At 63.6% G+C, this 22285-nt stretch carries 21 protein-coding genes and 2 pseudogenes; 12 read left to right on the top strand and 11 right to left on the bottom strand.

Features of this window, described 5'->3' with window-relative positions; genetic code table 11:
• Nucleotides 1-44 precede the first annotated feature (44 nt).
• Nucleotides 45-1016, top strand: a complete 972-nt coding sequence (locus GQY20_RS21875) for a zinc-binding dehydrogenase (protein ID WP_157219273.1) — start codon at nucleotides 45-47, stop codon at nucleotides 1014-1016.
• A 519-nt stretch (nucleotides 1017-1535) separates the two neighbouring features.
• Here the strand turns inward: GQY20_RS21875 and GQY20_RS21870 are convergent.
• The gene (locus tag GQY20_RS21870) at nucleotides 1536-1922 is read right to left on the bottom strand and encodes a VOC family protein (RefSeq protein WP_232476186.1); all 387 of its coding nucleotides are present in this window, start codon (nucleotides 1920-1922) and stop codon (nucleotides 1536-1538) included.
• Between the two features lie 183 nt (nucleotides 1923-2105).
• On the bottom strand, nucleotides 2106-2966 hold the full coding sequence (locus GQY20_RS21865) for a LysR family transcriptional regulator (protein WP_157219271.1): 861 nt from the start codon (nucleotides 2964-2966) through the stop codon (nucleotides 2106-2108).
• Between the two features lie 88 nt (nucleotides 2967-3054).
• Here GQY20_RS21865 and GQY20_RS21860 point away from each other — a divergent pair, with 88 nt between their 5' ends.
• From GQY20_RS21860 to GQY20_RS21845, 4 genes and pseudogenes are all read left to right on the top strand, one after another.
• The gene (locus GQY20_RS21860) at nucleotides 3055-4224 is read left to right on the top strand and encodes an isovaleryl-CoA dehydrogenase (RefSeq protein ID WP_157219270.1); all 1170 of its coding nucleotides are present in this window, start codon (nucleotides 3055-3057) and stop codon (nucleotides 4222-4224) included.
• Nucleotides 4221-5822 carry a carboxyl transferase domain-containing protein gene (locus GQY20_RS21855; RefSeq protein ID WP_157219269.1) on the top strand — a complete coding sequence of 534 codons (1602 nt, stop codon included), beginning with the start codon at nucleotides 4221-4223 and terminating at the stop codon, nucleotides 5820-5822. Before GQY20_RS21860 ends, GQY20_RS21855 begins: the two co-directional genes overlap by 4 nt.
• A gap of 15 nt (nucleotides 5823-5837) precedes the next feature.
• Nucleotides 5838-7682: an acetyl/propionyl/methylcrotonyl-CoA carboxylase subunit alpha gene (locus tag GQY20_RS21850; protein ID WP_157219268.1), complete on the top strand. Its 1845-nt coding sequence runs from the start codon at nucleotides 5838-5840 to the stop codon at nucleotides 7680-7682.
• A 477-nt stretch (nucleotides 7683-8159) separates the two neighbouring features.
• Nucleotides 8160-8414, top strand: a pseudogene (locus tag GQY20_RS21845) (DDE-type integrase/transposase/recombinase); the annotation flags it as partial.
• 260 nt (nucleotides 8415-8674) lie between these two features.
• Here GQY20_RS21845 and GQY20_RS21840 read toward each other — a convergent pair.
• A complete protein-coding gene (locus GQY20_RS21840; protein WP_157219267.1) occupies nucleotides 8675-9523 on the bottom strand; it encodes an IS110 family RNA-guided transposase in 849 nt (282 codons plus the stop codon).
• Here GQY20_RS21840 and GQY20_RS21835 point away from each other — a divergent pair.
• The 4 genes from GQY20_RS21835 to GQY20_RS32845 all read left to right on the top strand — a co-directional run bounded on the left by GQY20_RS21835 (nucleotide 9489) and on the right by GQY20_RS32845 (nucleotide 11359).
• A complete protein-coding gene (locus GQY20_RS21835; protein WP_157219266.1) occupies nucleotides 9489-10397 on the top strand; it encodes a PepSY-associated TM helix domain-containing protein in 909 nt (302 codons plus the stop codon). The two genes, GQY20_RS21840 and GQY20_RS21835, sit on opposite strands and share 35 nt — an antisense overlap.
• Entirely contained in the window at nucleotides 10394-10516 is a 123-nt protein-coding gene (locus GQY20_RS32850; RefSeq protein ID WP_269769770.1) for a hypothetical protein, read from the top strand. Before GQY20_RS21835 ends, GQY20_RS32850 begins: the two co-directional genes overlap by 4 nt.
• A 67-nt stretch (nucleotides 10517-10583) precedes the next feature.
• Nucleotides 10584-10964: a hypothetical protein gene (locus GQY20_RS21830; protein WP_157219265.1), complete on the top strand. Its 381-nt coding sequence runs from the start codon at nucleotides 10584-10586 to the stop codon at nucleotides 10962-10964.
• Complete coding sequence (locus tag GQY20_RS32845) at nucleotides 10949-11359, top strand: energy transducer TonB (RefSeq protein WP_269769769.1); 411 nt, start codon at nucleotides 10949-10951, stop codon at nucleotides 11357-11359. The genes GQY20_RS21830 and GQY20_RS32845 overlap by 16 nt, the downstream gene beginning before the upstream one ends.
• A 265-nt stretch (nucleotides 11360-11624) precedes the next feature.
• Here the strand turns inward: GQY20_RS32845 and GQY20_RS21820 are convergent.
• A pseudogene (locus GQY20_RS21820) lies at nucleotides 11625-12381 on the bottom strand (IS5 family transposase).
• 282 nt (nucleotides 12382-12663) lie between these two features.
• Between GQY20_RS21820 and GQY20_RS21815 the strand changes: the two are divergent.
• Nucleotides 12664-13413, top strand: coding sequence for an electron transfer flavoprotein subunit beta/FixA family protein (locus GQY20_RS21815; RefSeq protein WP_157215429.1), 750 nt, complete (start codon nucleotides 12664-12666; stop codon nucleotides 13411-13413).
• Nucleotides 13410-14339 carry an electron transfer flavoprotein subunit alpha/FixB family protein gene (locus GQY20_RS21810; RefSeq protein WP_157219263.1) on the top strand — a complete coding sequence of 310 codons (930 nt, stop codon included), beginning with the start codon at nucleotides 13410-13412 and terminating at the stop codon, nucleotides 14337-14339. The genes GQY20_RS21815 and GQY20_RS21810 overlap by 4 nt, the downstream gene beginning before the upstream one ends.
• 217 nt (nucleotides 14340-14556) lie before the next feature.
• On the opposite strand, the gene GQY20_RS21805 is transcribed toward GQY20_RS21810, so the two are convergent.
• The 4 genes from GQY20_RS21805 to GQY20_RS21790 all read right to left on the bottom strand — a co-directional run bounded on the left by GQY20_RS21805 (nucleotide 14557) and on the right by GQY20_RS21790 (nucleotide 18122).
• Entirely contained in the window at nucleotides 14557-15222 is a 666-nt protein-coding gene (locus tag GQY20_RS21805; RefSeq protein ID WP_332836105.1) for a nitroreductase, read from the bottom strand.
• Nucleotides 15223-15256: 34 nt separating this feature from the next.
• Nucleotides 15257-15619, bottom strand: a complete 363-nt coding sequence (locus tag GQY20_RS32645) for an EthD domain-containing protein (RefSeq protein WP_157219261.1) — start codon at nucleotides 15617-15619, stop codon at nucleotides 15257-15259.
• A gap of 159 nt (nucleotides 15620-15778) precedes the next feature.
• A complete protein-coding gene (locus GQY20_RS21795; RefSeq protein WP_157219260.1) occupies nucleotides 15779-16930 on the bottom strand; it encodes an acyl-CoA dehydrogenase family protein in 1152 nt (383 codons plus the stop codon).
• A 10-nt stretch (nucleotides 16931-16940) separates the two neighbouring features.
• Nucleotides 16941-18122 carry an acyl-CoA dehydrogenase family protein gene (locus tag GQY20_RS21790; RefSeq protein WP_157219259.1) on the bottom strand — a complete coding sequence of 394 codons (1182 nt, stop codon included), beginning with the start codon at nucleotides 18120-18122 and terminating at the stop codon, nucleotides 16941-16943.
• A gap of 87 nt (nucleotides 18123-18209) precedes the next feature.
• Between GQY20_RS21790 and GQY20_RS21785 the strand changes: the two genes are divergently transcribed.
• Nucleotides 18210-18830, top strand: a complete 621-nt coding sequence (locus tag GQY20_RS21785; RefSeq protein ID WP_157219258.1) for a glutathione S-transferase family protein — start codon at nucleotides 18210-18212, stop codon at nucleotides 18828-18830.
• A gap of 227 nt (nucleotides 18831-19057) precedes the next feature.
• Here the strand turns inward: GQY20_RS21785 and GQY20_RS21780 are convergent, their stop codons facing one another.
• Genes GQY20_RS21780 through GQY20_RS21770 form a run of 3 tightly spaced genes read right to left on the bottom strand, consistent with a single transcriptional unit; the run spans nucleotide 19058 to nucleotide 22249 of the window.
• The gene (locus tag GQY20_RS21780) at nucleotides 19058-19912 is read right to left on the bottom strand and encodes a MaoC family dehydratase (protein WP_157219257.1); all 855 of its coding nucleotides are present in this window, start codon (nucleotides 19910-19912) and stop codon (nucleotides 19058-19060) included.
• Between the two features lie 11 nt (nucleotides 19913-19923).
• Nucleotides 19924-21090 carry an acyl-CoA dehydrogenase family protein gene (locus tag GQY20_RS21775; RefSeq protein ID WP_157219256.1) on the bottom strand — a complete coding sequence of 389 codons (1167 nt, stop codon included), beginning with the start codon at nucleotides 21088-21090 and terminating at the stop codon, nucleotides 19924-19926.
• Nucleotides 21091-21100: 10 nt separating this feature from the next.
• Entirely contained in the window at nucleotides 21101-22249 is a 1149-nt protein-coding gene (locus GQY20_RS21770; RefSeq protein ID WP_157219255.1) for an acyl-CoA dehydrogenase family protein, read from the bottom strand.
• Nucleotides 22250-22285: the final 36 nt, after the last annotated feature.

Raw genomic sequence — 22285 nt, 5'->3', positions numbered from 1 at the left:
CCCACGCGGCACCAAACTTCCAAACCGTTCTGAAAGGAACGACCATGTTCGCCGTCTATGCAAAAGAAGCGAATTTCGAGGACCCACTTGCCTCGGTTGTCGTCGGCGAACGCCCTGACCCGATCGTGGAAGAGGGCTGGGTGCGGGTGAAGGTGACCCACGCCAGCCTAAACCGGCATGATATTTTCACCCTGCGCGGGCTCACGGCGCAGGAAGAGCCGATCCCTTTTCCGATGATCCTGGGCAATGACGGCGCCGGGCTGCTCGACGATGGAACGCCTATCGTAATCTACCCCGTGATGGGGACGGACAGCTGGAGGGGCGATGAGACGATCGACCCTCACTGGCACGTCCTGAGCGAACTCGTGCCCGGGACGATGGCCGACTACGTCGCTATTCCGAAGCGCAACGCGCTGCCTATCCCCGAAGGTCTGTCGGCGCTCAACGCATCGCTGCTCGGCACGGCCTGGCTCACGGCCTATCGCGCGCTTTTCACCAAATCACGACTAATCCCCGGCCAGACTATCCTCGTGCAGGGTGCTTCGGGCGGCATGTCGACAGCCCTGATCCAGATGGGTCGGGCGGCCGGCTTCGAAGTTTGGGTCACGACCCGCAATGACGAAGGGGCGGCGATCGCCGAACGTCTCGGCGCCAACCGTATATTCCGGCATGGCGACCCACTGCCACGCCGCGCCGACGCGGTCGTCGACAATATCGGAGCCGCGACATGGGCAGACAGTCTGAAGGCCGTCAAACGCGGCGGCGTATTGGTGATCAACGGGGTCACGACGGGCCACGCCGCCGAGACCGATCTGCTGCGTATCTTCGTCGAACAGATCGACATCCGCGGTACCATCATGGGCACGCTCGAGGAAATGAAAGCGATGATGCAGTTCGTCATCCGGAACAACATTGAGCCCGAGATCGGGGCGGTGATGCCGATGACCGGAGCGCGCGAGGCGGTCCGTGACATGATCGAGGGTCGCACCCGGGGGAAGACCGTGTTTACGCGATGACATGATTGCCAAAGCGCTACCAATCATAACTGGCGCAGGAGGCAGGTTTATTGACCTTTCGCGCGGTGTGGTCCGACCCCTCGGACCGCATCGTCGAACGTCAGCTCAACAAGTTCCGCTATGTGGTCACACATGGTTGTGGTCGTCACGCCAGAGCTGCAACACCGAGCGAGCACGCCCGAGCAATATTGTCTCTCGTTGAGGCAATCGACACCCGGACGACTCTTGAAGCTTATGGCTCACGCTTGGGGTTCGGCGCCACGGTGAAATCCTGAAGGAAGATCAGCTCTTGGCTTCGAACTGCCCGTAAGCTGCCAGATCACGGCCGCCAGCTCCTCTGGCTATGCGAAGCCGCTCGAGCAAAGGGCGAACAGCAGCTTCTGACAAGAGCTGTCGTTCAACCTGTTGCGCGGGAACGACGGTTTTTTAGGAGGAGTCGCTGCGAACCACCGCTTCCTACCAAATATCGAGCCGTTCCCGAGCGGCTGGGGGTGGGCATCAAGCATCAGGTTTTGACCATTAGCTCTTCTTCGGCTGCCAAAGCTCGATCTTCGTTCCGTCGGGATCCTGGATCCATGCGAAGCGACCGAACGGATCGTGATCGTCGCGCTTCAGGATGGGAACGCCTTTCGCGATCAATCGGGCGATCATCGCATCCATGTCGTCCACGGCGAAGTCGATCATGAACTCTCGCGTCGATGGGCTCATATAGTCGCTCGAATCTGGGAACGCCGCCCAGGACAGCTTCGGGGGATGGCCGGGCGCATCGAGCGGCAACGCCGCTCCGCCCCACGAAGCCACGTCAAGGCCGAGCACGTCGCGATACCATATCGCAAGCGCTTTGGGGTCTTTGCTCTTGACGAAGATGCCGCCGACGCCGGTGACGTGGCCGGGTTGCTCCGCCACGGCGTTCCCCTGAAAACTGAGCAGGATCGCAACTGCCAGAAAGGAAAGGTGCTTGAGAGACATCGGTCGTCTTTCCGATAGAGTGTCGTTCAGTGCGGACTGGTACACCTGATCTCCTCTCGAGGAGACACCATCCTTGCCCTGCCAGGACAAGCGAGAACCATCGGGGTGGCAGGTCCGCGCTCAACGACAAGCAGAATCCAGGCTGGCGACCCAGGCTGTCGAGAGCGCTTCGCGGCCGTCGCTGGCCGGCATCACAAGTCCGATGCTCCGCCTATAAGTATAGCCATGCAACGGCACCGCCACCACGCCTCCACCGGCGAGCGAAACGGGGCCGGTGGTTATCGCAAACCCGTCTCGCACCATGGCCAGGCAGCGATCCTCGTTGGCGCTGCGCATCAGGAAATGCGGTCGCACGCCACGGGTGGTGAAGAACTTGCTCGTTTCGGGCAGCAACTCGCATGAGCGCCGGGCGATCATGCTTTCTCCGGCCAGTTCCTCGGCTTCCACTTCGCGCCGACCTGCAAGCGGATGACGGTGCGACATAAGCACCGCATAGCCTTCTTCCAGCGTCGGTTCATCGGTCTCGCCGTGGCGCAGCAGGGTCAGGGCGCCATCGATCTGCCGGTCGCCCAGCCGGCGCCGCAGATCGGCGTCGGTACCCTCCATCAGCACCAGTTGCCGTTCGTCGCCGAACCGTCGACGCAGACCGCCGATCATGGCGGTGGACAGCGAGGCCAATACTCCCACGACAAGGGGCCGCGTCGGCGTCCGGCCCGGCACGAGAGCCGTTTCGACAGCGCGGAATTCACGCTCGATCGTGCGGGCCTGAGCGAGCAGCCGGTGGCCGGCATCCGTCAACCTGAGAGCACGACGTCCCGTTTCCCTGGTGCGAAGGATCAAGGGAGCGCCCACCAATCGTTCGAGTTCCGCCACGCTCGCCGACAAGGTCGGTTGGGTCAGGCCGAGGCGCCGGCCTGCGGCTGTGAATCCGCCCGTTTCGACGAGGGCGATGAAATGCCGGAGATGCGCGCGTTTTAGCATAGATTTATTTTATGGACAGCCGCGACCAAAATCAATTTTCTACGCTGTCGTTCCATCTGGTAAGAGGCGGCCTCGAGGAGAGTCTGCCATGAGAGCCACCCCAGAATTCAATTTTGGCCTGTCCGAAACGGCTTTGATGATCCGCGAGACGGCCGGCCGCTTCGCGGACGAGAAGATCGCGCCCATGGCCGCCCGCATCGATGCGGAAGACTGGTTCCCGCGCGAGGAACTCTGGCCGGCCATGGGAGAACTCGGTCTCCACGGCATCACTGTCGAAGAGGAATTCGGGGGCCTCGGGCTGGGCTATCTTGAGCACGTCGTGGCGGTCGAGGAAGTCAGCCGGGCCTCGGCTTCGATCGGGCTGTCCTATGGCGCCCATTCGAACCTGTGCGTCAATCAGATCCGTCGCTGGGGCAGCCCCGAGCAGAAGGCGAAATACCTGCCCGGGCTCATTTCCGGCGAGCATGTCGGCAGCCTCGCCATGTCCGAGGCCGGTGCCGGTTCCGACGTCGTCGCCCTGAAGCTCAGAGCTGACCGCGTGGACGGAGGATATCGACTGAACGGCACCAAATTCTGGATCACCAATGCAGCTTATGCCGATACGCTGGTGGTTTACGCCAAGACCACGCCCGACGCGGGTTCGAGAGGCATCACTGCATTTCTGGTCGAGAAGGACATGGCCGGTTTCTCCATCGGGCAGAAGATCGACAAGATGGGCATGCGCGGTTCGCCAACCGCGGAATTGGTGTTTGACGACTGCTTCCTGCCCGACGAGAACGTCATGGGCCCCCTGAACGGTGGCGTCGGCGTTCTGATGAGCGGGCTCGACTATGAGCGGGTCGTGCTTGCCGGTATCCAGACCGGGATCATCCAGGCCTGTCTCGACGTGGTCATCCCTTATGTCGGCGAGCGCAAGCAGTTCGGCCAGCCGATCGGCACCTTCCAACTGATGCAGGCCAAGATCGCCGACATGTATGTCGCGCTCCAGTCTGCGCGCTCCTATATCTACGCCGTCGCGCGTGCCTGCGATGCCGGGCAGACGACCCGATTCGATGCCGCCGGGGCGATCCTGCTGGCTTCGGAAAACGCCTTTCGTGCCGCGGGCGAGGCCGTGCAGGCCCTGGGTGGGGCAGGGTATACCAAGGATTGGCCGGTCGAGCGTTTCCTGCGCGATGCCAAGCTGCTCGATATCGGGGCAGGCACCAACGAGATCCGCCGGATGTTGATCGGGCGCGAGCTGATTGGGGCGGCGCGATGAGCGCGCCGGTCCTCACGACCAATCTCGACCTTTCCTCTCCCGAGGCGCAGGCGCGCGCTGCGCACAATCGTGCCTTGGCGGCAGAGCTGCGCGAGCGCGTTGCGATCGCTGCACTGGGTGGAGACGAGCGCAGCCGCGGACGGCACGTTGCCCGCGGCAAGCTGCTCCCGCGCGACCGGGTAGAACAGCTGCTCGATCCCGGTTCGCCCTTCCTCGAGATCGGCCAACTGGCCGCAAACGGCATGTATGGCGACGAGGTGACGGGCGCGGGCATCATCGCCGGGATCGGTCGCGTATCGGGCCGGCAATGCATGATCTTCGCCAACGATGCGACGGTGAAGGGCGGCACCTACTTCCCGATGACGGTGAAGAAACATCTGCGCGCGCAAGAGATCGCAGGCGAGAACCGCCTGCCTTGCATCTATCTGGTCGATAGCGGCGGCGCCAATCTGCCTAACCAGGCCGAGGTCTTCCCTGACCGCGACCATTTCGGCCGGTTCTTCTACAACCAGGCCAATATGAGCGCGCGGGGGATTGCGCAGATCGCCGCGGTCATGGGTTCTTGCACGGCAGGCGGAGCCTATGTGCCGGCAATGAGCGACGAGACGGTGATCGTGAAGGAGCAGGGCACCATCTTCCTGGCGGGCCCGCCCCTCGTCCAGGCTGCCACCGGCGAAGTGATCTCGGCAGAGGCTCTCGGCGGCGGCGATCTCCATGCACGCAAGTCGGGAGTGGCGGATCACCTTGCCGATAACGACGAGCATGCGCTGTCAATCGTCCGCGATATCGTCTCGACGCTGGGTGCACCGCAGGACAGCGGGATCGACCGCCGCGAAGCGCGCGCCCCGCTATATGACGCGGACGAGCTCTACAGCATCATTCCAGAGGACGTCCGCGCACCCTATGATGTGCATGAAGTGATCGCCCGGATCGTGGACGCCTCGGAGTTGCATGAGTTCAAGCCGCTTTTCGGCAACACGCTGGTCTGCGGCTTCGCTCATATTCACGGATGGCCGGTAGCGATCCTCGCCAACAATGGCGTGCTGTTCTCGGAAAGCGCGCAAAAGGGCGCGCACTTTATCGAACTGGCCTGCCAGCGGCGCATCCCGCTGCTGTTCCTGCAAAATGTTTCGGGATTCATGGTCGGCGGAAAATATGAGGCCGAAGGAATCGCAAAGCACGGCGCGAAGCTGGTTACCGCGGTCGCGACGGCGACGGTGCCCAAGTTCACGGTACTGATCGGCGGCAGCTTCGGTGCCGGCAATTACGGAATGTGCGGTCGTGCCTATCAGCCGCGGTTTCTCTTCACCTGGCCCAATGCCCGCATCAGCGTGATGGGCGGCGAACAGGCCGCTTCGGTTCTCGCGACCGTGCACCGCGATGCCGCGACATGGACGCCGGCGGAAGCAGAAGCCTTCAAGGCGCCGATCCGCCAGAAGTATGAGGAGGAAGGCAATCCCTGGTTCGCCACGGCGCGGCTGTGGGACGATGGGGTGATCGACCCGGTCCAGACCCGTGACGTGCTCGGCCTGGCGCTGGAGGCAAGTCTGGAGGTGCCTGTCCCAGATCGCCCGGCTTTCGGCGTATTCAGGATGTGATGGGGGAGACAGCCAGTGATCAAGTCCCTCCTCATAGCCAATCGCGGCGAGATCGCATGTCGCATCATCCGCACCGCACGCCGTCTCGGAATCAAGACCGTGGCGGTCTATTCCGATGCCGATGCCGATGCGCTGCACGTGCGGAGCGCCGACGAAGCGGTGTACATCGGCCCTTCGCCTGCCCGCGAGAGCTATCTGGTGGGCGCGCGCGTTCTCGAGGCCGCGAAACGGACCGGGGCCGAAGCGATCCACCCTGGATACGGCTTTCTTTCGGAAAATGCCGAGTTCGCCCAGGCGGTACTGGACGCCGGCCTCGTTTGGGTCGGCCCCAAGCCCAAGTCCATCACCGCGATGGGCCTCAAGGATGCGGCCAAGAGGTTGATGCAGGATGCCGGGGTTCCTACCACGCCGGGCTATCTCGGCGATAATCAGGACCCGATGCATCTCGCCGCGGAAGCCGGCAAGATCGGCTACCCGGTGCTGATCAAAGCCGTAGCGGGTGGCGGCGGCAAGGGGATGCGGCTGGTCGAGAAGCCGGAGGACTTCTTCGATGCGCTTGCTTCCTGCCAGCGCGAAGCCAGTGCTTCGTTCGGCAATGACGTGGTCCTCATCGAAAAGTACATCCTCTCCCCTCGCCACATCGAAGTGCAGGTGTTCGGGGACAGCCACGGAAACATCGTCCACCTGTTCGAGCGTGACTGTTCGCTGCAGCGCCGGCACCAGAAGGTGATCGAGGAAGCGCCGGCGCCGGGGATGGACGAAGTCACCCGCACCGCCGTCTGTGCGGCGGCCGTCCGCGCAGCCAAGGCGGTGGAGTATGAGGGGGCAGGCACGATCGAATTCATCGCCGATGGCTCGCAAGGCCTGCACGCCGACCGGATATGGTTCATGGAAATGAACACCCGGCTGCAGGTGGAGCATCCGGTCACCGAAGCGATCACCGGGCAGGATCTGGTCGAATGGCAACTGAGGGTGGCCAGTGGCGAGAAGCTGCCGAAGACCCAGGACGAACTGGCGATCGATGGCTGGGCCATGGAAGCGCGCCTCTATGCGGAAGATCCGGCGCGTGGTTTCCTGCCCTCGATCGGGCGGCTTGAGGTGCTGCAGATTGGCTTGACGCCGGGCGGCCGAATTGACTCCGGCGTCGACGAAGGGACCGAAGTCTCGCCGTTCTACGATCCGATGATCGCCAAGGTCATCGCTCATGGCGCAACCCGCGCCCAGGCGATCGAGCGGCTCAGCGCGATGCTCAGGGAGACGGTGGTTTATCCGGTCAGGACCAACGCCGCCTTTCTGGTGACCGCGCTAGGGCATCCGCAGTTCCTTGCCGGCACGGTCGACACGGGCCTGATCGGACGCGAAGGCGACGCGATGGTCCAGGCTCAGGGCCCATCCAAGGCTGCGCTGGCCCGTGCGGCCGAGACGCTGGTCAACCGGAGCCGCGTTCCGGGCTTCCGCCTCAACGCCGCGCCGCAGCGCCATGGCCGTTTCCTGCTCGACGGCAAACCGGTCGAGATCGCGCTTGCCGGTCCAGGTACCGAACATCCGCGAACCTCGGCGATCGTCTCAGAAAACGGCCAGGCTTGGCTGCTCACGCCGTGGCGCCGGACCGGTGCTCACGGGGCCGCCGTGGGTGACGGGGCTATTGTTGCGCCGATGCCGGGAAAGGTGACTATGGTCCATGTCAGGCAAGGCCAGGCGGTCAAGAAAGGCCAGAAGCTGCTTACGCTCGAGGCGATGAAGATGGAGCACACGCTTGCGGCGCCATTCGACGGAAATGTTGCCGATTTGCGGGTGGAGGCCGGCGCGCAGGTACAGGTCGATTCCCTTCTGGTGCGGATAGCGGACCAGGAGCACTGACGTGGCCGGGGGCAGGGCGGCCTCGTACGTCGTGGCGGCCATTCTGGCGAACCGACGCGATGATCTCATCGAGCTGAAGAGGTCGCTGGAGCACCGACCGCTGAGCGAACCGAGCAGGTCGTTATACCGTCTTCCATGTCGATTATCTGCGCACGGTCCGTGACGGTATCGAGGGCGTCATCGTTGACTTAACGTCCAAGGCGGACGGCGCACTTCACCCGACCTTACCCCTATTTTCGAACGCCATCAGGGTAATCCCGGCCTCAGCCGGGGAGCGAAGAGAGCTGAATGTCGAGGGAAAATGGTGGGCGCGGCAAGGATTGAACTTGCGACCCCTGCGATGTCAACACAGCGAAGAATAAAAAATGCAATGTTTTCAGCCGGCTATGGCGTTGTGGAGATGGAATATTTAGCGAACAAAACCGCATTTTCACCCGATTTCACCCGACTTTCGCCCGAGTTTGTGTTCGCGGTTCAGTGGTGCTGGGCCGTTCGCGCTTGCTGTTCGCGCGCTATGTTCCGCAACGGGATCCGCAGACGCTGCTGCGCTGTCATAAGCAGGCATTCGAAGCGCTCGGCGGCGTGCCGATCGAGATTCTCTACGACCGCATGAAGACCGCAGTCACCGGCGAGGATGGCTACGGCCATATCGTCTACAATCGGTCGCTCCTGGCGCTCGCCCGCCATTGTCGCTTGCAGCCCCACGTGTACCGGCCCTATCGAGCCAAAACGGCGTGTATGGACCACCCCCAACGTACAAGGCATTTCGATAGATACAGCGAGATCGGATCTTGCGGTCGTGTATTCGGCCTTGTTGTGCGGCTTCACACGCCGCAGGCCCCTGTGGTTTCCGCGGATCGACGGCCGGACAAATGGACGAACTCAAAATGGTTCACATCGTTGCATTGGCCTTTGCCGAACCCCCGTTGAACCGGTTCGCCATACTTCTTGTCTTCGCCTCGCAAGTCGGTCCCCTGAAGGGCCCGAGCTGATTAGGCCGCCATTAGCTGAACCGGATGGTGGCGATATTCTTCGCTCCTGGTCATCATGGCCCAGAGAGAACGCGCGGTATCGTGAGCGACGGCGGTTGCCGCGCCGTTTGTCGGCCTCCGTGCCACCAGATCCTTTAGCCAAGGCCGGGGCGCGATACCGTTTCGGAATGTTGTTCCTACGACGGCTCGGGCGCCGTGTATCAGCAGCGTGCGGAGGTAGGGGTCGCCGCCCTTGCTGATCCTCCCAAATTTTTTCCTTACCGCCACTGCTTTGATGCGCGGCGTCAGACCGAGCCACGCAGCGAAGTGACGCGAGGACTTGAACTGCTTTCCATCTCCGACAGCTGCCACGATCGCGGTCGCAGTGATCGGACCAACGCCCGGAGCAGAAGCCAGCCGCTGGCTGTCCGGACTGGATTGGTGCCAGGCAATGATCCGTGCTTCCATGTCCTGAAGCTTTTCAGATAGGGCATCGATGTGCCGGAAGAGGCAGCGGAGAGCTTCTCGAGCTTCATTGGGCATGATCGATTCGTCGGCTGCATGCAGACGCTCGCTCAAAGCGGCTAGCTGCCGAATGCCTTTACCTGTAATAAGTCCGTATTCCCCGAGTAGCCTGCGCAACGCGTTGATCGTCGCTGTTCGCTGCCGGACCAGAAGGCTGCGCACGCGATGCAAAGCCAGGATCGACTGTTGCTGCTTTGTTTTGATCGGGACGAACCGCATGTTCGGCTTGGTCACGGCCTCGCAGATCGCCTCCGCGTCGGCTGCGTCCGTCTTGTTTCTCCTCACATAGGGTTTGACGTACTGAGGGGGAATGAGCCGGACTGTATGCCCGAGGTCGACCAGCAAGTGCGCCCCCATATGCGCGCTGGAATACGGTGGTCAGAGGCCGCTGCTGTTCGATGGACAGAGCGGTCTGCCAAAGGATGCCGGCCGGCCCAAGCCCCCCGGCATCGTCGGCCTGCTCCTCGCGGTGCACGGCGAATTGCTTGCAGGCCTGCCGGGGCGGCTGTTCATCGCCGCCGTAGGTGCGACCGCTCTGCTGTCTGTCATCTCGGGCATCATGATCTACGCGCCGTTTGCGGCGGGCCGGCCATTCGGCGACATCCGAGTGGAACGCAGCCGCCGCCTCGCCTGGCTTGACCGGCATAACGTGATTGGGATCGCGTCCGCGGCTTGGCTCCTGGTCGTGACAGCGACGGGCTTTATGAACGCGATCGAGCGCCCGCTCTCTAACGCCTGGCGAGCTGGGATCAGCCGAACGCTTCCCACCGTCGAGTCCAACGGTATGGCGATCGGCCCGGATGAAGCCTTGGCGACAGCGCGCCGCGTTGCGCTGGAGATGAAATTCGAAACCGTGATCTTCCCCGGCAAGGCGCCCGGCATCCCAGGCTATTATCTGGTGTGGGGAAGCGGCACGACGACGCTGACGAAGCGTCTGACAGCCCCGGTCGCCATCAACGCGCTGACCGGAAAGCCGAGCATGGCAGGTGCTTTGCCGGTGCCGTGGTATCTGCGCCTGCTCGACGTATCGCGCCCGCTGCATTTTGGCGACTATGGCGGTCTGCCCCTCAAGATCCTTTGGGCCTTGCTCGACGTCGTGACGATCTTGGTGCTTGGCAGCGGGCTCTATCTATGGCTTGCGCGACGTCGGCGAGCGACACCTGCGGCGCAATCTCAACGCTCGCACGGTGCGGGCCTGGAACCGGAGCCCGCTAAATGACGCGGTGGGACAATGTCGGTTTCGCACGGCTATGGGGCTGGCCGATCGGCCTGGCCTTACTGACGCTCTTTGGCCTGCTCTCAGCGCTGCTGGGTGGCGGAGGCTTGTGGTGGTTGTAGTGGGCCGCGCTGGCCTTCCCGTTGATCGTGATCGCTCATCACATCCGCCGATCAGGGAGGCCGCGGCGTGCTCGCTCTCGTGCGTCCTGATCCGCTTCCCGAGGTCGGCGAAGCGGATACTACCACTGCGCCGCTCGTGCTTGCGCTCCCCATCGAACGCGGCGTCTATGGCGCACCGCGTGGCGCCAAGCCGAAAGCGGTCGCCGTCACGCTCGCGATCCATGCCGCGCTGATCGCGGCATTCGCTATTCAGTTCAGCGAGCCTTCCACGGTCGCCAAGCCGTCGGCCCCGCTGGTGGTGGCGCTGCTTCCGCTCGCATCGCCTCCGGAAGAAACGGATCGGACCGAGAAGGAAAATCCGCAGCCAGCGCGCGAGAAGGAAACGCGCCCGATCCCGCCCAAGATCGAGCCGATCCAGCAATCACCACGCCATTGGCGAGGCCGCTGATCGTACCGCCGCCCAGCGAGCAGCCAAAGGCTGATCCCGCCCCACAACAGGTCGAGACCGTCGCACCGAAGGCAATCCCAGCGCCACCAGCCCCGCTGGCGCAGAGTGACGCACCCGATAGCTGGGAAGGCCGTGTGTTGGCGCGGTTGGAGAAATTTCGACGCTACCCTGGGGCGGCGCGTAGCACGCGGCAACAGGGCGTCGTCTACATCCGCTCCCACATCAATCGCGACGGGCGCGTCCTGACGTCGTCTCTGGTGCGTAGTTCAGGCTATCCGGCGCTCGACCGAGCCGCGCTCGAGACGCTGCGGCGAGCCGATCCTCTGCCCAGGATTCCGGCTGATCGGCCGGACGAAGTCGAGTTGGCGGTGCCGATCGAGTTCTTTATCCGTTGAAAAGCGGGCCGATATCGTGCGCGGCTAATTAACCTGATAGAAGACAGGCGAATTTCGTCAACGACCGCTCTGTCAGCGTGTCCGGAGCGGGCGCTTTCAAACGAGAGAGGCGAATCGCCGCCGTCGCGTTGACGTCTCGAATTTGCCCACGTGGGCTAGACGATATTCAGACGCCCTGCCACGCAGAGCAACGATCAACGATGCCGCGCAACATTGCTCAAGATCGGGTTGAGACGCTCAGATAGCTAGCGTCAGGACTCGCTGATCAGAGCCACAAGATGACGGTGGCAGCGAGGGCGATGGCGGAGAAGAAGGTGGTTGGGCACCTGTCGTAGCGTGTGGCGACCCGCCGCAGTCCTTCAGGCGGCCGAACATGATCTCGATCCGGTTGCGGCGCTTGTAGCGACGTTTGTCGTATTTGACGGCCTTGTTCCGGGATTTCCGGCCCGGGATGCAGGGGGTGATGCCCTTTCCTGCAAAGCATCGCGGAATCAGTCGGCGTCGTAGCCACGATCCGCCAGCAGCCATTGGGCTTTGGGAAGCTCGTCCAGCAAGGCCGCCGCGCCGATATAATCGCTGACCTGGCCTGCGGTCATGAAGAAGCTGATCGGGCGACCATTGCTATCCGTCACGGCATGAAGCTTGGTGTTCATGCCGCCTTTCGTGCGGCCAATCAGGCGCCCGCGCCCCCTTTTTTACCCGCAGGCTCGATGCCGTGCGGTGCGCCTTCAGATAGGTCGCGTCGATCATCACCGTCTTGCGTTCGGCCGCCTGCGGCGCAGCCAGACTTTCCATTATCCGCAGGAATACGCCCCTGTCGCCCCACCGCTTCCAGCGATTGTACAGCGTCTTGTGCGGCCCATAGTCTTTCGGCGCATCGCGCCAGCGCAGCCATTGTGGTTCACAAAAATGATCCCGCTCAACACCCGGCGATCGTCAACCCGGGGCTTGCCGTGGCACTTCGGAAAATACGGCTCAAGCCGCGCCATCTGCTCGTCCGTCAGCCAATACAGGTCGCTCAAGTCCAGTCTCCTCACGGAGCCTGAATCGCATCACAACGCTCGTATCAATGGGTCCTGACCCTAGCGAGGCATGCTGAGTGACGACCGTTGAGTCACGTAGCATCTGGTGCATCCGGTGCGACTACTGGATCGCCGACGTGCGCCGATATGAGGACCCGGTTCGACGCCTATTTACGTCCACACTTTCTTGGAAGCCAGCGTGCGCGAAAAGGGCTTGCGCAACGCTGCGAAATCGATAGTTCCCCATATAGTGTGTTACCGTACTATATAGGAGGTGAGGCCATGAAGGTCCTGGTGCCCGTGAAGCGGGTGATCGATTATAATGTGAAGCCGCGGGTGAAGATGGACGGCAGCGGCGTCGATCTCGCCAATGTGAAGATGTCGATGAACCCGTTCGACGAGATCGCCGTGGAAGAGGCGATCCGCCTGAAGGAGAAGGGCGTCGTCACCGAGATCGTGGCGGTCTCGGTCGGCGAGGCGAAGGCGCAGGAAACGCTGCGCACTGCGCTGGCGATGGGCGCGGACCGGGCGATCCTGGTGGTGTCCGAGGGCGAGGTGGAGCCGCTGGGCGTCGCCAAGCTGCTCGCCAAGATCGTCGAGGAGGAGGCCCCCGGCCTCGTGATCCTCGGCAAGCAGGCGATCGACGACGATTCGAACCAGACCGGTCAGATGCTGGCGGCGCTGACGGGCCGTCCGCAGGGCACTTTCGCCTCGAAGGTCGAGGTCGAGGGCGACAGCGTGAAGGTGACGCGCGAGGTCGATGGCGGCCTCGAGACGGTGAGCCTCAAGACGCCGGCGATCATCACGACCGACCTGCGCCTCAACGAGCCGCGCTATGCCTCGCTGCCGAACATCATGAAGGCCAAGTCCAAGCCGCTCGCGCAGAAGACCCCGGCCGACTACGGCGTGGACGTGACGCCGCGCCTCAAGACCCTCAAGGTGTCCGAGCCGCCGAAGCGCGTCGCGGGCGTGAAGGTTGCGGATGTTGACGAGCTTGTCGCCAAGCTCAAGGCGATGGGAGTTGCGGCATGAGCGTGTTGGTCCTGGTCGAGCACGACAATGGGTCGGTGAAGGACGCGACCCTGGCCGCGGTGACCGCCGCGGGCAAGCTGGGCGAAGTCCATGCGCTGGTCGCAGGCTCGGGCGCGCAGGGCGCGGCGGATGCGGCGGCGAAGATCGCCGGCGTCGCCAAGGTGCTGCTGGCGGACGATCCCGCTTATGCCAATGCGCTGCCCGAGAATGTGGCGCCGCTGGTGGTCGATCTGATGGCGGGTTACGACGCGTTCGTCGCGCCGGCCACCGCCAATGGCAAGAACATCGCGCCGCGCGTCGCCGCGCTGCTCGACGTCATGCAGATCTCCGAGATCCTGTCGGTGGAGAGCGCCGACACCTTCACCCGGCCGACCTATGCGGGTAACGCGATCGCCACGGTGCAATCCTCTGACGCCAAGAAGGTGATCACGGTGCGCGGCACCGCCTTCGAGAAGGCGGCGAAGGAAGGCGGCAGCGCGGCGGTCGAGGCCGTTGCGGGCAAGGGCGATTCTGGCCTGTCGAGCTTCGTCGGCGCGGAAATCAGCAAGTCCGAACGTCCCGAGCTCACCTCGGCAAAGATCATCGTGTCGGGTGGCCGCGCGCTGCAGAATAGCGAGAACTTCCACACCATCATCGAGCCGCTGGCCGACAAGCTCGGCGCGGCGGTCGGCGCGAGCCGCGCGGCGGTGGATGCGGGTTATGTGCCCAACGACTATCAGGTCGGCCAGACCGGCAAGATCGTCGCTCCGGAAGTCTATATCGCGGTCGGCATCTCCGGCGCGATCCAGCATCTCGCCGGCATGAAGGACTCGAAGACCATCATCGCCATCAACAAGGATGAGGACGCCCCCATCTTCCAGGTGGCGGACATCGGCCTCGTCGGCGACCTCTTCAAGGTCGTCCCGGAACTCGCGGGGAAATTGTAGGGAGGCCCGTCATCCCGACGAAAGTCGGGATCCATTATCGCTTATCGCTTCATGACAATTCTAGCGCGGAGATAGGTTTTTCTCCTCCGTTATCCCGACTCAGGGGGCGCTTAGCTGATCCGGGATCCATTCGCCGCCACGTCGTTCAAAAGGCGCAACGCTGCGGCAAAATGGATCCCGACTTTCGTCGGGATGATGGCGAAAGATAAAGCCGCATTCACGCCTCGACGAACGTCACGCTCTCCTCCAGCGGCACGCGCGACACCGGAAAGCCATTGACCGGCCGGTCCGCGGCACGCCGCCCGATCGAGACGCCGCAGAACAGGATATGGTCCTCCGGGATGGCGACGCAGGCGCGGATCTCGCGCTGATAGACCGCCCACGCCTCCTGCGCGCAGCTGTCCAGCCCTTCTTCGCGCAGCAGCAGCATCACCGTCTGCAGCCACATGCCGACGTCGGCCCATTGCGGCGGCCCCATATAGCGCGGCATGTGCACCAGCATCAGCATCGGCGCGCCGAACGCGCGGTAATTGCGCGCGAACTGGGCGAGCCGTCCCTTCTTGTCCTCCCGCGTGACGCCGAGCGCGGCATACATCGCCTCGCCGACCTCATGGCGGCTCGCGCTATAGCGGCCGTCGAGCGCGGCGGGATAGATCGGATATTCGGGGGCATGCGCCGCCCGTCCCAGCGGCAGCACCGCGGCGATCGCCTCGCAGAGCCGTGCCAGCGCGGCACCAGACAGCACATGGCTATTCCACGGCTGGAGGTTGCCGCCAGAGGGCGCCGCGCGCGCCTTGTCGAGCACGCGGCGCAGTACCACCGGATCGACCGGATCGGGCAGGAAATGGCGGATCGAGCGCCGCGTCGCCACGGCTTCGGACACGTTCAAGACCAATCTCCCGGAAAATAGCCCGGCATCAGCCCATTCCCTCGATCGGACGGAACACCGTCGTGTCGGTTTCGACGAGGAAGACGCGGACGGAGGCGGGGATGAGGAAATGCGTTTCGTCCTCGACGCGCCGGCGATGCACCTCGGGATCGGCCATCTCATTCATCGTCGCCTCGGCGGTCGCGCGATCCTCGTAGAAGACCTCGGAGATAACGTCATAGTCGCCGGGTGCGTCGGGATTCGGATGGATCACGAAATTGCGCCGATGCACCGCTGCGCCATGATCGAGCAGCCGGTTCATGAAATGGACGTGATGGTTCGAATAATAGTCGCGGAAGGTCTCAAAGCTGATGTCGGGCCGCTTCTTCGCGAGGACGATCACCTTGAACATGGGCTGGGTCCTTGGATGGCGTGATGTGATTCCAACATTCGTCATCCCGGACTTGATACGGGATCCATTCGCCGCAGCGTTGCCCATAAGATGAGGCGCCGCGGCGAATGGATTCCGACTTCCGTCGGAATGACGAAAACGAGCAGCCTATCCGTCCCCCTACAGCGACCGCGCGACGATCACCCGCATGATCTCCGCCGTCCCTGCGAAGATGCGATGCAGCCGCGCTGCCGTGTAGAGGCGCGAGATCGGATATTCGTCCATATAGCCCGCGCCGCCGTGGAGCTGCACGCATGTATCCATGATCCGCGCTTCCATCTCCGGCAGCCACATCTTGGCCATCGCGCATTTCAGCGTGTCGAGCTTCCCATTGGCCTGATAGTCGCGGATGATTTCGTCCAGATAGGCGCGGCCGACGGCGAGCTCTGTCTTGATCTCTGCGAGCTTGAACTGGGTGTTCTGGAAATCGAAGATCGTCTGGCCGAACGCCTTGCGGTTCTTCACGAACTCCACCGTCTCCTCGAAGGCGCGCTGCGAGGCGGCGTGAGCGATCAGCGGCCAGGTGATCCGGTCCATGTTCACCCCGCCGAGGCACAGCGCCATGCCGCGCCCCTCCGCGCCGAGCAGGTTGGCGACCGGCACGCGCACCTCGTCGAACGATATCTCGCCGGTGTTCGAGGCGTTGACGCCCATCTTCTTGAGCGCGCGGCCGCGCTTGAACCCTGGCCGGTCGGCCTCGACGATGATCATCGAGAGGCCCTTGGAGCCTGGCTCCTCGCCGGTCCGCGCGACGACCATGAAGGCGTCCGCGATCGAGGCCTGCGAGATATAGGTCTTCGATCCGCTGATCACATAATCGTCGCCGTCGCGCCGCGCGGTGGTGCGGATCGCGGAGACGTCGCTGCCGCTGTCCGGTTCGGTGATGGCGAGGCCGAACAGCATCTCGCCGCGGATCATCGGCGGAAGATAGGTCTGACGCTGTTCCTCGCTGGCCGAGCGGTAGAGAATCTCGGCGGTACCGTCGGCGATCAGGGAGGGCGCCATGCTCGCGCCGGCCACGCTGTAGCCGATCTCCTCGGCGATCACGAGCCGGTGGAGGAAGTCGCCGCCCGGTCCGCCATAGGCCTCGGGAATGTCGACGCCCAATATGCCGGCTTCGGCCGCTTTCAGCCAGAAGCTGCGCGGGATCTCATGATCCTCGACCCACTGGTCGACATTCGGCTCGACCTCGGTCGCCAGGAAATGGCGCACGGTCTGGCGGAAGATCTGGTGCTCCGGGCTCCAGAGCGAATCATTGGTCTGATAGGGCATGGAATCTCCCTCATTGCGTGCCGTAGCCGAGCTGGCGTCCCGCCAGATCGAGCAAAATCTCTTCGGATCCGCCGCCGATCGCGCCCACGCGGACCTCGCGGTAGAGCCGTTCGATGAGCGTGCCCTTGACGAAGCTGGCGCCGCCCAGCACCTGTGCCGCCTCGCGCAGCACCTTTTCGAACATCTGCGTCGCCTGCACTTTGAGCAGCGCGATCTCAGCCGCCGATTCCGTGCCCTGGTCGAAGCGCCAGGCGTTGAGGTCGGTCCAGGCCTGGGTGGTATCGATATGCCGCTTCATGTCGGCGAGCTTCGATCGGATCACCGGATGCGTGCCGAGCGGTTGGCCGAAGGTGACGCGTTGCGCCGCCCAGTCGACCGCCTCCTCATGCGCAATGCGCGCGAAGGCGGTGCATTGCTGCGCGGCCTGGACGCGTTCCCAGTTGAAGTTGCGCAGGATCGGCCTGAAGCCCCTGTTCTCTTCGCCGAGCAGATGGTTCGCCGGCACGCGAACCGCGTCGAAATGCAGGGTCGCGGTGTCGCCGGCATGCCAGCCCATCTTCCGGAGCGCGGTGCGCGCGATGCCGGAGCTGTCGCCCGGGATGAGCAGCATCGATATACCGCCCATGCCGGCGCCGCCGGTGCGCACCGCTGTCACGAAATAATCGGCGCGCATGCCGTTCGAGATGAAGGTCTTCGATCCGCTCACCACGAAATTGTCGCCGTCGCGGCGCGCGACCGTCTTCAGAGCCGCAAGGTCCGATCCGCCGGAGGGTGCGGTGACGGCGATCGCCAATATCTTCCGGCCCGCTATGATCTCGGGCGCGATCCGCGCAGCGAGCGCCGGATCGCCATGGTCGATCAGCAGCGGCATGGCGACGGCATGGGTGAACAGGCCCGACTGCACGCCGCCCGAGCCGCAGCGCGCCGTCTCGTCGACCAGCACGAGCTTGTGGAAGCTGTCGATCCCGTCCTCGGTCCCACCTATCGCCTCGGGAAAGCCGAGCCCGAGCAGGCCCGCCGCGCCCGCCTTCTCCTGGAAATCGCGCGGCACGATGCCGGCCTCTTCCCAGGCGTCGACATGGGGCAGGGCTTCGCGCTGGATGAAGGCGCGCACGCTGGCCGAAAGCGCTTCGTGCGTCTCGCCGTAGAAGGGCGAGTGGCGCCGCCAGGCATCGAAGCTGTTATCCCCCATTGCGGCGCTCTCCTATGTGCTTATAGATGATGTACTAGCACACTTTAAACCAGCGTGTTAATTCGCGGTCAAGCGGGAGAGAGCGAAATGCTGACGATTTATGGAACCAAGCCAAGCCGGGTAGCGCGGTGCCTATGGGTGCTGGAAGAGCTCGGATTGCCCTATCGGCAGGTGCCGGTGCCGAACGGCAAGTCGGACGACTTTCTCGCGCTCAACCCGATGGGCAAGGTGCCCGTGCTCGTCGACGGCGATTTCGTGCTGACCGAGTCGGTTGCGATCACCGCGTATCTCGCTGCGCTGAAGCCGGGGCCGCTGCTTCCGGATGACATCCGGGTTCGCGCGCGGATCGATCAATGGTCGAGCTGGGCGATCACCGAGGTGGAGTTCCATTTCACCATCATGGTGCGCGAGCTGCGCCGCGCGGGCCAGGCGGGGGAGGCGCCCGACGGCTCGCTGGTCGGGTCTTGCCTGAGGGGTATCACCGAGACGCTCGGCGCGCTCGAAAAGCATCTGGCGAAGGGCAATGCCTATGTCGCGGGCGATGCTTTCACCATCGGTGACGTCAACACCGCCTTCCCGATCGCCGGTATCGCGCCGCGCGTCGACATGAGCGGCTTTCCACTGATCGCTGACTGGCTGGTCCGCTGCACGGCGCGCGCTGCGTGGCAGCGGGTGCAGGCGATCGACGATACCCAATTGGCGGCGTGAGGCGGCTCTTTCGGTTTGCAACCAGCCAATCCACGCACGTTGGGCCGCGTAATTTCGTCGCCTCCCAGGCGTGGGCCTATGTCTCTATCTCGTGGGAGATGACTTTCCTGATGAAATAGCCATGAGCCCCCGCCTCGCCGTAGGCGAGTTTATCCTGAGCGCCTGCTTTGCAGGCAGTCGAAGGGCGGGGGTGACAGGAATAGTCCTGGAAATGTTGGCCCTCAAACCTACCCGATCCGCGCCGTGCAACGGTCGAGAACCACCAGATCGTCCCGGTTCGGCACCACCGCACGGAAGCGGATCGTGCCCGGTGCTTCGCCCCAGAATTCGAAGCGGATGCGGTCACCCGGCAGTACCGGCCGGCTGAAGCGCACCGCCATCGCTTCCAGCCGCGCCGGATCGAAGCCGCAATAGTGGCGCAGCAGCGCATAGCCCGCCATGCCCTTGGTCGAGAGCCCGTGCAGGATCGGCCGCGGAAAGCCGGCGCCTTTAGCGATGGCGGGATCGATGTGCAGCGGATTGAGATCGCCCGAGAGGCGATAGATCAGCGGCTGGATCTCGGTCGCCTGTACCTCCAGCGTGCCGTCGGGCGCTGTCTCGGGCAGCTTGGTGAGCTCTTCGGGCACGTCGCCCCAGTCGCCGCAGCCGCCGTCGCCGCGCAGCATTAGCGTGTTGGTGACGGTCGCGATCGTCTCGCCGCTCGCCGCGTCGATCACATGCTTGCGCTGGTGGAGCATCGCGCCACGCTCGCCCAGATCGCGCACGCCCAGGATGAAATGTTTGCCGACGATGTGCCCCTCGGGCGGCAGCGGACGGTGCATCTCCAGCCGCTGCTCGGCGTGGAGCAGCTTCTTCCAGTCGACGGCATAGTCGGCATCGCGCACCCACATGCCCGGATGGCCGAGCACATTCGCATAGGTGGGCGATGCCTTCAGCCGTTCCTCGAACAGGAAGTCGATATGCTGCTCATCCAGCGGCTCGCTGCCGAAGCCGACGCCGAGCGCGTAGAGGATCGAATCCTTCCGGCTATAGGCCTGCTCGGTGTCGGCAAAAATCTTGCCGGCAACTTTCTCGCGATCCATGGTTCCCTCTCTCAATAGCTTTTGGGCAGGCCCAGCACCTTTTCGCCGATGAAATTCATGATCATCTGCTCGGTGATGGGGGCGATGCGCAGCAGGATGCTCTCGCGGAACAGCCGCTCGACCTGATATTCCTTCGAATATCCCATGCCGCCATGGAACATCACCGCGCGGGTGCAGGCGTCGAAGCCCGCGCGCGCGGCCAGAAACTTGGCGCTGTTCGCCTCGGCGCCGCAGCTTTTGCCGGCGTCGTAGAGCCAGGCGGCGCGCATCACCATCCAGAAGGCGGATTCGAGCGCCATCCAGCTTTCCGCGAGCGGATGCTGAATGCCTTGGTTCATGCCGATCGGGCGCCCGAACACCTGGCGGTCCTGCGCATATTGGGAGACGCGTTTCAGAGCGCCCTGGCCGTTGCCGATCGCTTCGGACGCGACCAGGATCCGTTCCGGATTCATCGAATGGAGGACATAATGGAAGCCCTTGCCCTCCTCGCCGATCAAGTCCTCGTCGGGGACGAAATAGTCGTCGATGAAGGTCGCGTTCGAATCTACCGCGTTCCGGCCCATCTTTGGGATGCGCCGGACCTCGATCTTCGCGTGATCGAGATCGGTGTAGAAGAAGCTCATCCCGTCGGTGGGCTTGCGGCACTCCTCCTTCGCCGTCGTGCGGGCGAGGATGACGATCTTGTTCGCGACCTGGCCCGATGAGGTCCAGATCTTGCGGCCGGTGATCCGGTAGCCGCCGGGCACTTTGCGCGCGAAGGTCTTGATGCTGGTCGTGTCGAGGCCGGCGTCTGGCTCGGTGACGCCGAAGCAGGCCTTGTCGGTGCCGGCGATTAGCGGCTTCAACATCCGTTCCTTCTGCTCGGGCGTGCCGAACACGACGACGGCATGGGGGCCGAACAGGTTCATGTGGATGGTCGATGCGGCCGAATAGCCGCCTGCGCCCTGGCAGATCCGGTTCATCATGATCGCCGCCTCGGTCACGCCGAGGCCCGATCCGCCGAGTTCCTCCGGCATGGTGATGCCGAGAAAGCCGCCCTCTGCCAGCGCCTTGTGGAATTCATGTGGAAATTCACCGCTCTGGTCGAGCTTCGACCAATATTCGTCGCCGAACTGGTCGACGATGCGGCCGACGCCATTGCGGATCGACTGCTGGGTTTCATTGAGTTCGATTTCCATGGATGCCCCCTCAGATGAAGAGCTTGCGGCTGATGATCTCGCGCATCACTTCGGAGGATCCGCCGGCGATCTTGCGGATACGCGAATCAATGAAGGCGTGGGCGATGGGATATTCCATCATGTAGCCGGCGCCCCCATAGAATTGCAGGCATTCGTCGGCGATGCGCCATTGCAGTTCGCCGGCCAGCATCTTGGCCATCGCGACGGTTTCGATGTCGAGCGCCTTCTCCACCGCCAGATCGACGCAGCGATCGACGAAGACCTGCAGCGCCTGGGTCTGCGCGGCGAGCTCGGCGATCTTGAAGCGGGTGTTCTGGAAATCGGACACCGGCTTGCCGAAGATCATCCGGTCCTTGGTGTAGGCGATGGTGGCGTCGAGCATGCCCTTGCACATGCCGATCGCATGGACGGCGATGGATAGCCGCTCCTCGGCGAGATTGTACATCGCGATCGCCATGCCCTGGCCCTCGCTACCGATGCGGTTGGCGACGGGAACCCGCACGTCGGAGAAGAAAAGCTCGGACGTATCCTGGGCGAGTAGGCCGAACTTCTCGAGGTTGCGGCCGCGGGCGAAGCCGGGTCGGTCGGTCTCGACGACGATGAAGCTCATGCCCCGTGCGCCGGCCGCCGGATCGGTCTTGCAGGCGAGGATGACGATGTCGGCGAGCTGGCCGTTGGAGATATAGGTCTTCTGGCCGTTGATCACATAATCGTCGCCGTCGCGCACCGCACTCGTCTTGATCGCCTTGAGGTCGCTGCCCGCGCCTGGCTCGCTGAGGCCGAGCGCGGCGATGCAGTCGCCCGAAACCATCCCCGGTATCCAGCGCTGCTTCTGATCGCCGCTCGCGAAGTTGAGGATGTAGTTGGCAGCCATGTCCGAATGGACGGCGAAGCCCGGGCCGGTCGCGCCGGCATAGCCGAGCTCCTCGGTGAAGACGGCATTATATTTATAGTCGGCGCCGGCGCCGCCATATTCCTCGGGTGCGTTCGAGCACAGGAAACCGGCGCCACCCGCCTTCTTCCACACGTCGCGCGAGACGACGCCATCCTCTTCCCACTGGCGATGATGGGGCGTGACTTCGGTCTCGATGAACCGGCGCACCGCGTCGCGATAAAGCTCATGCTCTTCGCCATAGGTGGGGCGGGGAAGGGTCTTCACGGTCTCTTTCTCCGATCGAGGAATGGTCTGGGGGTG

This window comes from Flavisphingomonas formosensis, assembly GCF_009755815.1.
GTDB classification, from domain to species: Bacteria; Pseudomonadota; Alphaproteobacteria; order Sphingomonadales; family Sphingomonadaceae; genus Flavisphingomonas; species Flavisphingomonas formosensis.
The sequence above is the reverse complement of the archived record's forward strand: the minus strand, read 5'-3'. Positions and strand labels throughout refer to the sequence as shown.